Source organism: Gemmatimonas sp. UBA7669 (genome assembly GCF_002483225.1).
In the GTDB taxonomy this organism is placed as follows: domain Bacteria; phylum Gemmatimonadota; class Gemmatimonadetes; order Gemmatimonadales; family Gemmatimonadaceae; genus Gemmatimonas.
Window position 1 is genome coordinate 1 of sequence record NZ_DLHL01000057.1, and the last position, 13,408, is coordinate 13,408.

Here is a 13,408-nt window from a genome sequence, read left to right on the forward strand (position 1 = left end):
AGGCTTCCCGAATACTTACAGTGCATCTTCTGCTCACCACCCTCAATGCCGCCAATGGCGGACGGCAGATCACGGTCAACTTTCTGGGCCAGAAGCAGTACACCAGCAAGACGGACACGCTGGTGGTGACCACGCTGCCCAACGACGCCGACGATGTCGTGCGTCGCGACTTGCTGCGCACCTTCCAGTTGGGTCTCGCGCCGTACATCGCCCGGACGCCCATCGCGACCCGCATGCGCGTGGGCCTTGCACCCGGCCTCGTGGCGCCGTCGCTCAATGCCAAGGCCGTGAAGGACCGCTGGAACCTCTGGCTCTATCGCGTGGATGGCAACATCAACGCGTCGGGTGAGCAGCTCGTGCGCACGACCAATCTCTCCACCAGTCTTTCGGCTGCCCGCACCACCGAGAAGTGGAAGATCAATCTCGGCGCAACCGGCAGCTACAACGAGCGCGACTTCAAGATCCTGCAGAACAACCCCAACACGCCGGGTGTGCGGGACACGACCTCGGTGGTCGTGCTGCAGCGCGCGGCCAACACGAACGGATTGTTCGGTCGCACGCTCAACGACCACTGGACCGCTGGCGTGAAGGTCTCGGCTGGCTTCAGCGAGGTGCTCAATCAGAAGTTCTCGCTGCGGCTCTCGCCGGCCATCGAATACAACTACTTCCCGTGGCAGGAAGCGACGCGGCGGCAGCTCACGGCACTGTATTACGTGGGCCCGAACTACTACGAGTACTACCGTCGCACGATCTTCGACCGCGAGGAAGAGACGCGATTCAACCACACGCTGCTGCTCTCGCTCAACCAGCGGCAGAAGTGGGGCAACACCAACCTCACATTGGAAGGCGCGCAGTACCTGCATGACCTGAACCGCAACCACGTCACGCTGTCCGGCTTCGTGGACCTGCGTTTGGGTCGCGGCTTCAGCCTCAACGTGCGCGGTTCGGCCTCGCGCGTACGCGACCAGATCTACATTGCCGGCGCAGCGTTGTCGGAAAGCGACATTCTCACACAGCGTCAGCAGCTGCAGACGAACTTCCGCTACAACTTCAACGTGGGCATGGGTTACACGTTCGGCTCGATCTACAACACCATCGTCAACCAGCGCTTCGGCAATCTGGGTGAACTGGGCCGCCGTTTCGGCTTCTTCGGCGGCTGATCAGCCGGCGTGTGCCAGGACTAGACGGGCGGCGGCCTCGGGAGAGAGCTGCCGCCCGTTTGCGTACGCTTCCGCAAAGGCAGCACCAAGGGTTTCGCGCGTCCACACCAAGCGCGCCTCGCGGTCGGTGGTCTCAAAGCTTGGTAGAATGACACCCACGCGTTCGCGCCACGCGTCCACGGCCCCGAACAATCGAGCCGCCGTCAATGCATCGCCGCGCAGTGCGGCCACGCCGGCCAGGCCATCGAGATCCAGCGCCAGCCCCCAGCCGTCGTGCATGCGCACGTGCATGGTGAAGGCTTCCTGGAAATGCGCCACCGCGTCGTCCACGCGCGCCTCGAGCAGGTCCAGCGTGCCAAGGAACGCAAGGGCATGAGCATGGGCGATTCCATGACCGACGCGTGATCCGAACGCCACATTGGCTTCCTGAATGCGCCGTGCCTCCTCATAGCGGCCCTGGGCACGCGCCGTGAGTCCCGACCACGAGTAGATGACATTCTGAAGAACGCTGGGCGCCATCGTGTCGGCCATCCGCTGCGCTTCGGCCAACACTTCGCGCGCTTCGCGAAGACGGCCAAGCATCAGCAGCACGGCACCGCTCCACGCCTTGCCCCAGGCTTCATACCAGGTATCACCGAGCTGATGAAACTGGTCAATGCCAATGCGCATGTGCGTGATGGCCGTCTCCCATGCGCCACTCGCCAACCCAAAACATCCGGACGCCAGCCAGCCGCGCGCAGTGAGGCGGGGATTGCGGCGCGGGTCACGCGCCAGGGCGGTCGTGATGAAACGAATGCCATCGCCATACTGCGCCGTACCCAACCACCCCGCCGCACCATGCAGATACCAGAACAGCACGGAGATGGTGCGGAGCCCGATGTTGCCGCGATCGTTGGCTTCGGGATCACCATGCGTGGCCCACAACAGGGCCGCACGAATGTTGTCATGTTCACGCACCATGAGGTGCATGACACCCGGCTTGATCTCGCCGCCCTGCAGATGCCATTCGTTGCCTTCGGCAAAATGCATCACCCAGGTGGCGTGCCGGCACTCGTACGTATCGAGCTCACCGGCCTCCATCAGTCGCTCCAGTCCGTACTGCCGCACCGTCTCGAGCAGGCGATAGCGTGTGCCGGCGCCCTCGGCCCGGGCCAGCACCAGCGACTTGTCCACCAGTGACGACACGGCATCCAGAATATCCGAGGCATCGAGTGCCGCCTCGTCAGCTGTCAGGCTTTCAGTGTCGTCTGTATCGGCGCACACGACTTCTGCCGCCGCCAGCGTAAAGCCGCCGGCAAACACCGACAGGCGCCGCAGCAGCACACGCTCCCGCTCACTGAGCAGGGCGTGGCTCCACTCCATGGTACCACGCAGCGTCCGATGACGCGGAAGCGCCGTACGCGTACCACCGGTGAGCAGCCGGAAGGCATCGTCCAGTCGATCGCGAATCTGCGACGGCGAGAGCATGCGCGCGCGCGCGGCCGCCAGCTCGATGGCCAACGGCAGCCCGTCGAGGCGCGCGCAGATCTCGTCGATCACCGGCACATCGGCGGCCTGCAACTCCCATCCGGGCTGAGCCAGTTGTGCGCGCTGGACGAACAGTTCCCGCGCATGTTCGCGCGACAGCTCCGGGACCAGCCAGGCGCGCTCACCAACAATGCCCAAGGCCTCACGACTGGTGGCCAGGATGCGCAGCCCGGCACAGCGATGCAGCAGGCGTTCCACCGCCGCGGCAATGGCGTCCAGCAGGTGCTCACAGTTGTCGAGCACCAGCAGGACGTCGCGCGCGCCGATGGCATCGACCAGCACATCGAGTCGGTCACGACCCGGCACCTCCGGAATGCGCATGGCGGCCGCAATCTGCGCCGGCACGTGCAACGGGTCGGCGGACGTGGAGAAATCCACCCAGATGGCACGCTGCGCCGCACCAACGGCTGCAGCGAGTCGCGTCTTTCCGCTGCCACCGGCCCCGGTCAGCGTCACGAGACGTGACTCGGCCAGCAATGACGACACGGCATCCTGTTCGCGGTCACGCCCCACGAGCGCGGTGAGTGGCATGGGCGGCGCGGTGGTTTCGCGCACCACATCAAAGAATCGCGGGCCACTGACCTGCTCACCGTCCCGCAGTACGGCCACCACCTCCGCCATGGATGTGGGCCGACCGTCGGGCAGCTTGTGCAGCAACTGCATGAGCAGTCCCTGCAATGTGGGGGTCACGCCGTCGGGCCAGCCGTTCGGCGGCAAGGGCTCGGTGTGCAGCACCGCATGGATGAGCGACGCCGGTGAGTCACCGGAGAAGGGCCGCGAACCGGTCAGCATTTCGAAGAGCGTGACACCCAGTGCCCACAAGTCGGCGCGATGATCGGCGCGCTCACCGCGCAGCTGCTCCGGCGCGAGATAGGCCAGGGTACCAAGCACCGCGCCGGTGCGTGTGGCATCGTATCCCGGCAGGCTGGCAATGCCGAAGTCGGCCAGCCGCGCATTGCCGGCGCTGTCGAAGAGAACGTTGGCCGGCTTCACATCACGATGCACGACGCCACGCTGATGCGCCGCGTCGAGCGCCGAGGCCACCTGTCCCGCAATGCGCACGGCATCGTCTACCGGCAGCGCGCCCGCATCGAGCCGTTGAGCCAGCGAACCGCCGGCACAGTAGGCCATGGCCAGAAACAGACGACCATCGCTGTGCATGCCGACATCGTACACGCTGGCCACATGCGGATGATCGAGCGAAGCCGCCGCACGGGCTTCCACGAGAAATCGCGATCGCATGAGCGTGCGCTGCTCACGCGCCGACGTGGTGGAGTCTTCGTCCACACGCGGAAGGAACTTGAGTGCGACGGCACGCGCGAGCCGGTCATCGTGGGCCAACCACACCGTGCCCATGCCGCCGCGGCCGATCTCACGCACGAGACGATACGGACCAATGGTGAGAGCCGTAGACTCGGCCCCGCCACCTGTGGCGTACACCTCCGCCAGCGCGGGATCGGATTGTGCAGCGGCTGCCCGTGCACCGGGGGCCAGTGTGAAGAGCCCGAGGAAGTCGCCACCGCCCTCATCAATGTCGAGCAACGCGCGCACTTCGCGCGCCACAAGTGGTGCGTCGGCGTCGAGCGCGGCGAGGCGCGCCATGCGCGCGGGCACGGGCAGCTCGGACAGCTCTCCGAACAGCGAGGCCACCTGCGCCAGCGTACTCTGGGCGTCCGTGGAGGTCATGTGAGGACCGCCGTGATGGCGGCATCAGGCGACAACGCCCGTCCCTCCAAGTAGTGCGCGTCATACGTCACAGCGCCGAGTGCGGAGCGCGCCTGCGATTCATACTGCGCGCGGAGCGGTGCAGCGAACGCCGGCATGGCAATGCCAATGCGTCGGCGCCAGGCATCCACCGCGCCCAGCAATCGCGCCGTCTGCACGAACTGCGCACGCGCCACCGTGACGCCGCACAGGCCATCGAGATCGAGCGCCAGCCCCCAACCATCCAGCAACTCATAGTGCATGGAGTAGGAGCGACGGAAGTTCTGTTCTGCCTCGTCGATGCGTCTTTCGAGCAGATTGATCGTACCAAGGAAGGCCTCGGCGTGCGCGCTGCTCGTGGTGTGCCCGATCTCGTATCCGATGCGACAGTTGATCTCCTGCATCTCGCGGGCCGTGCGCATGTCGCCGCGGGCCACGGCCAGCAGACCACGCCACGACGTGGTGACCGTGTGCACGATGGATGGCGGATAGGGCAGCACCGTTTGCCAGGCGCGCTCGGCAACCTGCCAGCCTTCCTCGAGCTTGCCACGCATGAGGCACACCGCCGCGTACCACGCGTCCACCCAGACACGCGCCAGCACGTCGTGGCTGTCCATGCGCAGCTGCCGCGCATCGGTGAGAGCCGCCGCCGCGCTCTCCCAGGAGCCGGACGCCAAACCCAGCAGACCAAGTGTGGTCAGCGCCTCGGCGCGAAGCGATGGCGAACAGGCCGTGCCGCGAGCCAGCGCGCGAACGGTAAAGTCGCTGAGCTCTCCGTAGCGCGCCGTGCCCACCCACGCCGCCGACGAGTGCCAGTACCAGAACAGCGCCGCCGCGAAGCGCAATGCGAGCTCCGCGCGATCCGGCGGACCAACCACCTCGTCCACCGTCCAGTTGACGGCAGACCGGAAGTTGTCGTTCTCGACAATGATGCGCGCCATCAGTCCCGGTGTGTGCTCTCCACCCACGAACTTCGGCGCCATCTCTTCGGCGAGCGCCAGATAGGCGCGCGCATGGCGTTCGCGCGCGAGTGCCAATTCTCCGGCTTCGTCCAGTCGCTCCATGGCATACTGCCGCACGGTCTCGAGCAGCCGGAAGCGCGGAATGTCACGTACCTCGTAGGCCACCACCAGCGACTTGTCCACTAGCGAGAGCACGCTTTCCTGCACCGCGTCTGCCGTGAGAATGGGCCAGTGATCGGCCGCGGCATCGTCACTCTCCGGCGCTCCACCCGCCACCGATGCAGCAAAGTCCAGACGGAAGCCACCCGTGAAGACGGACAGCCGGCGCAGTACGATGCGGTCGCGCAGTTCGAGCAGATCGTGACTCCACTCCATCGTACCACGCAGGGTGCGCTGGCGTGGCAGCGCCGTTCGTGATCCGGAGGAGAGCAACTGGAAGACATCGCTCAACCGGGCACGGATCTCCGGCACCGGCATGGCGCGGACCCGCGCGGCCGCCAACTCGATGGCCAGCGGCATGCCATCGAGTCGCGCGCAGATCTCATCCACGATCGGTTGCAGATCCGGCGTGAGCTCGAACGAGGCCTGCGCGGCCCGCGCACGCTGCGCGAACAGCGAACGCGCATCGGTCTCGTTGAGACCTGGCGTCGACCAGGCATGCTCGCCACCCACATTGAGCACTTCACGGCTGGTGGCCAGCACATGCACCGCCGGACACGCCGCCAGCAGCCCATCGACCAGCGAGGCCACACCATCCAACACGTGCTCGCAGTTGTCCACCACCAGAAGCAGCGGCTCCCGTCCAATCACCTGTCGAATGATATCGAGCTGTGAGCCATCGCTGCGCTCCGGCGCTCGCAGGGTGGCCGCCACCTGCGTACCGACAAGCGCGCCGTCGGTGATGCCCGTGAGGTCCACCCAGGCACAGCGCCCGTCGGCAAACCGGTCGGTGGCCAGACAGCGGCTGGCCACCGCCGCCGCGAGCCGGGTCTTGCCGCTGCCGCCGGCCCCGGTCACGGTCACCAAACGCTCAGCGTGCACCAGCCTGGCCAACTCCTCGACATCGCGCTCGCGGCCAAGAAACGTGGTGAGGTGAGAAGGCGGCGGCGTAAAGCGCGTCCACGTGCGCTGCGTGGACACCGCAAGGGCGCGACCTTCGCGCAACGCCTGCTCCACCGCAAGCGCCGACGTGGGACGCCGACGCGGATCCTTGTCGAGCAGATGCTGCACGAGCGTCGCGAGTGCGGCCGGTACTGCCGGCACCCGATCGGTCAGTGGTGTCGGGTCCGTGTGCAGCACAGCATGCATGAGACTGGCCATCGAATCGCCGGTGAACGGACGTTGTCCGCTCAGGCACTCGTAGATGGTCACGCCCAAGGCCCAGAGATCGGCGGCCGAATCGGCGCGCTCTCCCCGTAGCTGTTCGGGCGCGAGGTAGGCCAGCGTGCCCTGCACGGAGCCGCTGCGCGTGGCCTCGTGGCCGGGCAGACTGGCAATGCCGAAGTCCGCCAGGCGCACGCGCCCCCAGGCATCGAACAACACGTTGGCGGGCTTCACATCGCGATGCACCACACCCTGTTGATGCGCCGCATGCAGTGCCGCCGCCACCTGCGTGGCCACCTCCACGCTGTCGTCCACACTCAGCGCGCCACTCTGCAGGCGATGGGCGAGCGAGCCGCCCGCACAGTAGGCCATGGCAATGAACAACTGCCCCGCCGCATCCGCACCGATGTCATACACACTGGCCACGTGCGGATGATCGATGGCCGCCGCCGCGCGGGCTTCCACGAGAAAGCGGGTGCGCTGCAACGCGCGCGTCGAGCGATTCGGGGTGTCGCCCTCGTCGTGAATGCGTGCCGTGCCAGGCAGAAACTTGAGGGCCACGTCGCGCGCGAGACGATGATCGCGGGCGAGCCAGACGCTGCCCATCCCACCACGGCCCAATTCGCGCAGCAGGCGATACGGCCCGACCTGCACGGAGGGTGCGAGTGTGGCCACCGGCTCGGGTGTGGTCCAGGTAGCGCCACCACGTGTCACCCCCGCCGAGGCATCGTCTCGCGTAGCCCCGGTCAGGGCAAAGGTGAACAGCCCGAGAAAATCATGGCGATCGGCGTCGATGTCGAGCAACGCGCGCAGTTCGCGGGCGACATCCGGCGCTTCGAGGTCGAGTACACGCAGACGGGTGGCGCGCTCGGCGGCCGGCAGCTCGGCCAGTTCACCGAACAGCGACGCAACCTCAGGCAGCGCCGCGACGGGGTCATGCGGTGATGGATGGGACGTCGTGGACATCGCCCCAAACATGGCGAGAGAGCCACCCGCACGATAGCGCGGGGCGGCACCAGCCGGCGCTACTGCTCGTCCTTCAGCGCGCGCGCCAGCCATGCCTGGGCAAAGCGGAGGTCGCGCATGGCCGTGGGCGCCGACACACCCAGTGCCTCACCCACTTCAGCGAGGGACAAGCCGCCAAAATAGCGGAGCTCCACCGCCTTGGCGTGACGTGGATACTCCACTTCCAGACGGGTCAGCGCCGCATCGAGACTGAGCAACGTGTCGGGATCATTGTCAGCCACCACGCCGGCGTCACCCAGCCGTTCAGCGTCCAGCTCAATGGGCTGCCGTCCACCGCCGCGTTTCTCGGCCCGCCGCTGCTTGGCGTGGTCGATGAGCACACGACGCATGGCCGTGGACGCGACCGCAAAGAAATGCGCACGGTCCTGCCAATCCGTGCCGCCGGCCTGCGCGATGCGCAGATAGGCCTCGTGCACGAGACCCACCGTATCGAGCGTATGTCCGACCGCCTCATGCCGCAGACGGGCTCGTGCCATCTGCTGCAGGCGCTCATACACGTGCGGGAGCATGGCGCCAAATGCGCCGTCATCGCCCTCCCGCCAGCGCTTGAGGTATCCGGTCAGGTCGGGGGTGAAGCCGTTGGACATGGAACGCACTCGGATGGGCGAACGGTTGGCTCGGGTCGAAGACGAGCTCCGACACCTGCGGCCGAATGCCGCGCAGGTCGGGGACGGACGGTCACAAGTTCAAGCGAAATACTCGCGCCCGCCATTTCACGATCCCCGTCAGGCCGGAAAAACCGCCACGGGCATGAAATACCCGGCCTGCCGATCTCGCTGCGTGGACACCTGACCCAGATGGCGCGACCTGCGCGCCGCGCCGGGTCGTGCGGTTTTCGCTCAATCCCTCAGCCGAGAATACGTCGATGTCGACACTTCTGCGCCTGGCCACGCTGGCTCCGTTCGCCCTGGCCGCCTGCTCTGACAATCCCACTGCAGACACCCCGATCTCGCGGCCCGACCGCGTGCCCGCCGAGGCCGTTGGCACATTCCGCCACTACGGCGCCCCACTGACGGTGGGTGCCGGCAAGGCCCGCGCCTACGTCGTGCTGGACGAGCGCGCCAGCAACCGTCCGCTGGAGGTGGGTGTGGCGCTCGACGCCGCCGCCCTCGAGAGTCTGCCGACCCCGGCCGCCCCCCAGCCGGGCGGCGGGCACAATCATGCCGACTCGCATGAGTACCTGCTCACGCTGCCCAATGGGCACGGCACACAGTACCAGTTCATCACGCTCGACTGGAATGCCGCGGGTCACGAACCGCCGGGCATCTACGATCTGCCGCACTTCGATTTCCATTTTTACACCATTTCGCAGGCCGAGCGGAACGCCATCGATCCTGCCGACCCGCAGTTCGGTGCCAAGGCGGCGCGCTTCCCGGCCTCGGCCTATGTGCCGCCCCGCTACATGGTGCTGCCGCCGCCACCGGCTCCGGTGAGCGCCGTGCCGCGCATGGGGGTGCATTGGCTCGATGTGGCCTCGCCGGAACTGCAGGCCCCGACGTCGCCCAACCACAAGGCGTTCACGCACACCTTCATTCACGGCTCGTGGGATGGACACTTCATTTTCGACGAACCCATGATCACGCGCGCGTTCCTGCTGACCAAGCCTGACCTGACGGTGCCACTGCCGCAGTCCGCGCAGGTCGAGAAGGCGGGCTACTATCCCACGACGTACCGTATCACCTACGATGCCACGGCACGCGAGTATCGCATTGCCCTCGGCAGCCTCGTGAAGCGGCAGTAAGCACGGCCACGCCCCACGGCGCGCGGCCGGTTCAGTTCAGTCCGAACTCGCCGCGCGCCTGCTTGTTCGCGCGTTGCCCAACGTCCGTGTCCGACAGCAGCGCATCACGCGCACCGTCTTCGGTGGTGGCGCGTGCCCCATGTTCATCCGTGCGCACCAGCGCCATGGCATCCTCGCGGCGCGCCAGCAGCGTCCAGAACTCGCCCGCATCGGGATCGGCATTCTCACTGGCGGGCAGCAGCGCGTACATGGCCTTGTACATCAGGCTGAACGCATAGAACAGCGCCAGCATGTCCGGCAACACGAGCACAAGGCGCGTGATGGCGTTGACGTTGGCCACCTGGTCATTGAACGCCGGCGTGTTGAATGGCGCCAGCACCATGCGGTAATTGATGACGAAATTCACCACACCCGCCGCAAGGTTGGTGAATCCAATGAACAACGCCGCGCGGCGCATGGCCTGCCCTACGCTGGGCTCGTCCAGCAGGCGATGCATCTGCGCTTCGCGATCGGGCGTATCGGGGTCGAGCCCCTGCAGGGCAATCGCCCGCGTGACGGGTCGGGCGGAGAACGCACTCAGTCCGAACACGAGGAAGGCCAGCAGATAGCTGGCGCTGTCCTTGAACGCGAACAGCGCGCCGTCCACGTACCAGAACGCGAGCGCACCACGCATGATGGCCGACGCGCCGCCATAGGTGGTGATGAAGTTGAAGCGCCGCGAAATGACCAGCAGGTCGAGCAGCACCCATGCCACGGGCACCAGCGCCGCGGTGAGGTACGCAGTGAGCGTACCCAGTGGCGCGGTCCCGTACTTGAGAATCAGCACCGGCGCCACGGCGCCGATGAGGATATCCAGAGTGAGCTTGACCGTCTTCGACATGAACCCGGAAGCTAGAGCCGCGAGGAGGCCGGAGGCAGTCCCAGCGCCGAGTTGAGCCAGCGCACAAACGGCGTCAGGGCCGCATAGTGACGGGCCAGCGTGGCTGGCAGGCGGCTGCTGGTCACCTCCGCGTCGGTCAGGTCCGTCCCGACGGTAAACGATGGGTAGCGCAGCCACTCCGCCGCCGGATGGTCGGGCGCGTAGCCCCGCGGTACCCGCGTCAGCCGGCCCTCCTCGTCCAACGCACCAAAGCGCCGACGGAACGCCTTGTCCTTCACGATGGCCTCAAACCCGTCCAGATCGTCCACCAGACATTCGCGGATCTTCTGCAAGGCCGGCCGCGGGGGCATCCAGATGCCTCCGCCGCAGAAGCTCTCGCCGGGCTTGACCTGGATGTAGAAGCCGGCCCCACCATGCACGGCTTCACTCACGATGCGCGTGCCGACGTCGCGGTGAAAGAACCAGCAGGCCACGTGCGTCTTGTAGGGCGCCTTGTCCTTGCTGAAGCGCACATCGCGATGAATGCGAAACGCCGACTTCTTCGGCGAGCCCACGATCTCCGGCGCAAACTCGGCCAGCCGCACATCCATCTCTTCAATCAGGGCAGCGAGCGGCGCCTTGAGCTCGCGCTCGTAGTCGCCACGGTGGTCCTCGAACCACTCCTTGCGATTGTGACGCGCGAGGCCGCGCAGAAAAGTGAGCGCCTTGGGCGAGAAACTGGGCTTGGCATCCATAACGCGTCGTGTCAGATCAGTGGAAGCGTAGCGTGAGAAGCTGCAACAGTCAGCGCATGCCCGACGACATGGCGCGAGCAATGGCCTGCGGCGTATTCAACGACGGAAAAAGAAACTGGAGGAACAAGCCACTGCGCTCACCCCAGGCCCGCTCGTCGTGCAGGGCACCCGGCGCTTCGTGATACGACAGGTCGTGGCCATCACGCCAGCCCTGGCGCTGCAGCATGCGATACAGCAAACGCGTGCCCTTGAGCATGCGCGTCTCCCCCGTGCCCACGTCGAGCCAGATGCGGAGATCGGGACGTCCGTCGTCGGAGCTCGCCAGTTGCCGCACGATCCAGCGATCATCCCACCACACGCTCGGGCTCAGGAGCGCGAGCTTGCCGAAAATCGCGGAATGCGTGAGGCCCAAATGCAGACTCAGCAATCCCCCCAGTGAGCTGCCGGCCAACGCCGTGTCGCGTGGGCCGCGACGCGTTCGCCACTGTCGATCCACCCACGGCTTGATTTCGTACACCAGCATCTGACCGTACCGATCTGCCATGCCGCCGGCGTCATGCATGCTGTCGCGCGTGGGCGTGTACTCGTCAATGCGATCACGACCCGCGTTGCCGATGGCCACCAGAATGATGGGCTCGATGACCTGCGCGTGCATGAGCGCGCGCGCCGTCGTGTCCACACCCCACTGCACGCCGAACGGCGACAATGGCAGATCGTCGAACACGTTCTGCCCGTCATGCAGATACAACACCGGATAGCGCCGGGCCGGATCGGCATCATACTCAGGCGGCAGGCACACGATGACATCATGCGGCTGCGGAAGAAATCGCGAGCGCAGTGCGGGGAAGTGCAGCAGCGAGCCGACGCGCACCGCCGCGGGCGGCGCGAGATCCTGTGGCGCAGGAAGACCAGCATGGTACATCCCGAATGCTAACCGGCACCCTGAGCCCGACCAATTGCCGCCGTTCACACCGGACATCGGCAATCGTGACCGAACAGGGACGAAAATGCGGCCAAGCCGGTATCCTGTCGCAATGTCGCGGCCCCAGCCTTCGGCATGACGAACCCGTCGCGCTCCGCTCCGCCCGCCGTCACTCGGCTGGCTCTCTTCACCGATACCTGGCTGCCGCAGGTGAACGGCGTGGCACGGACCCTCGATCGACTGGTGACCGAGTGTCATCGGCGAGGCATCGCCACCATGGTGGTGACGCCGGAGGACGGCTCCGCAGCGCCAACCGCTGCCCACTATGAGCTGAAGCGCTGGCCCGCGCGACCGTTCTGGGCGTACCCGCAACTGCACATGGCCACGCCGTCCACCGTGCGGGCCCGCGCACTGCTCGAATCATTTCGCCCCGACCTCGTGCATGTCTCCACGCCCTTCGGTGTGGGGCTCTCGGGCCGACAGGCCGCGCGCGCGTTGAGTCTGCCGCTGGTGAGCTCGTATCACACGCACTTCACGGCGTATCTCAAGCACTACCGCCTGCAGCATCTCGATGCGCTGTCCTGGCCGTTCCTGCGTTGGTTTCACAACGGCGGCCTCGCCACCTTCGCGCCGACGCAGCATGTGGCCGATCAGCTCAGCGCGCAGGGATTTCGTGGTACGGCTGTATGGAGTCGTGGCATAGACACGGTACGCTTTCATCCGGCGCGTCGTTCGCTCGAGCGTCGACGCGCGCAAGGCGTACCGGACGACGCGTTGCTCTGCTGCTACGTGGGACGCCTGGCCCCCGAGAAGGGCATCGATGTGGCCATGGAAGCACTGCGTCCGCTGCTGGCCGCGCAACCCGATCGGCTGCGCTTTCTCCTTGTGGGAGATGGGCCGGCTGAAACACGATTGCGCGAGTCCGCTCCGGCAGGGGTGTTGTTTGCCGGACGGCAGGAGGGCGATGCGCTTGCGGAGTGCTACGCCTCGTCCGATGTGTTCGTGTTTCCCTCGGTCACCGAAACGTTTGGCAACGTGGTGCTCGAGGCCATGGCATCCGGACTCTGCGTGGTGTCGCACCACGCAGGCCCCACGTACGAGTTTGCGCACAACGGCACGGCCTATCCGGTGGACGTAACGTCGCCGGATGTGCTGCGTGCCGCTGTGCACACGCTCATGCACGATGCGCCGCGGCGCGCAGCACTCGCCGCCGCTGGGCTGCGCGAAGCGCAGCGCCGCGACTGGGCCTCGGTGTGGGCGAAACTGTTCAGTCACTACACACACGTGCTAAACGATGCGCACGAACCGGTTGCTGCACCTGCTGGCTGCCCTGGTAAAATTGCTGAACCAGCTGCCTCTTCGGAGCAGTGAAATTTTACCTTGACACGCGGTGAACACGACTGAACCTTAGCAGGGTGCTGAAAAACCG

At 66.2% G+C, this 13,408-nt stretch carries 9 protein-coding genes; 3 read left to right on the top strand and 6 right to left on the bottom strand.

Annotated features, from left to right (window positions below):
• Window positions 1–1,160, top strand: a 1,160-nt coding sequence (locus B2747_RS18110; protein ID WP_291164304.1) for a hypothetical protein, incomplete at its 5' end; no start/stop codon positions are given.
• Here the strand turns inward: B2747_RS18110 and B2747_RS18115 are convergent.
• Genes B2747_RS18115 through B2747_RS18125 form a run of 3 tightly spaced genes read right to left on the bottom strand, consistent with a single transcriptional unit; the run spans window position 1,161 to window position 8,289 of the window.
• Window positions 1,161–4,373 carry a protein kinase domain-containing protein gene (locus tag B2747_RS18115; RefSeq protein WP_291164307.1) on the bottom strand — a complete coding sequence of 1,071 codons (3,213 nt, stop codon included), beginning with the start codon at window positions 4,371–4,373 and terminating at the stop codon, window positions 1,161–1,163.
• On the bottom strand, window positions 4,370–7,642 hold the full coding sequence (locus tag B2747_RS18120; protein WP_291164309.1) for a protein kinase domain-containing protein: 3,273 nt from the start codon (window positions 7,640–7,642) through the stop codon (window positions 4,370–4,372). The genes B2747_RS18115 and B2747_RS18120 overlap by 4 nt, the downstream gene beginning before the upstream one ends.
• A gap of 59 nt (window positions 7,643–7,701) precedes the next feature.
• The gene (locus tag B2747_RS18125) at window positions 7,702–8,289 is read right to left on the bottom strand and encodes an ECF-type sigma factor (RefSeq protein WP_291164312.1); all 588 of its coding nucleotides are present in this window, start codon (window positions 8,287–8,289) and stop codon (window positions 7,702–7,704) included.
• Window positions 8,290–8,567: 278 nt separating this feature from the next.
• Here B2747_RS18125 and B2747_RS18130 point away from each other — a divergent pair, with 278 nt between their 5' ends.
• Window positions 8,568–9,443 (top strand): DUF5602 domain-containing protein, encoded by an 876-nt coding sequence (locus B2747_RS18130; RefSeq protein ID WP_291164315.1) that lies wholly within the window; start codon window positions 8,568–8,570, stop codon window positions 9,441–9,443.
• A gap of 31 nt (window positions 9,444–9,474) precedes the next feature.
• Here B2747_RS18130 and B2747_RS18135 read toward each other — a convergent pair whose 3' ends face one another.
• From B2747_RS18135 to B2747_RS18145, 3 genes are read right to left on the bottom strand one after another with little or no spacing between them, the layout of a single operon-like run.
• Window positions 9,475–10,323 carry a VC0807 family protein gene (locus B2747_RS18135; protein WP_291164318.1) on the bottom strand — a complete coding sequence of 283 codons (849 nt, stop codon included), beginning with the start codon at window positions 10,321–10,323 and terminating at the stop codon, window positions 9,475–9,477.
• 11 nt (window positions 10,324–10,334) lie between these two features.
• Window positions 10,335–11,057 (bottom strand): DUF2461 domain-containing protein, encoded by a 723-nt coding sequence (locus B2747_RS18140; protein ID WP_291164321.1) that lies wholly within the window; start codon window positions 11,055–11,057, stop codon window positions 10,335–10,337.
• Window positions 11,058–11,106: 49 nt separating this feature from the next.
• Window positions 11,107–11,979, bottom strand: coding sequence for an alpha/beta hydrolase (locus B2747_RS18145; protein ID WP_291164324.1), 873 nt, complete (start codon window positions 11,977–11,979; stop codon window positions 11,107–11,109).
• Window positions 11,980–12,114: 135 nt separating this feature from the next.
• Here B2747_RS18145 and B2747_RS18150 point away from each other — a divergent pair, with 135 nt between their 5' ends.
• Window positions 12,115–13,350 carry a glycosyltransferase family 4 protein gene (locus tag B2747_RS18150; protein WP_291164327.1) on the top strand — a complete coding sequence of 412 codons (1,236 nt, stop codon included), beginning with the start codon at window positions 12,115–12,117 and terminating at the stop codon, window positions 13,348–13,350.
• The last annotated feature ends 58 nt before the right edge of the window (window positions 13,351–13,408 follow it).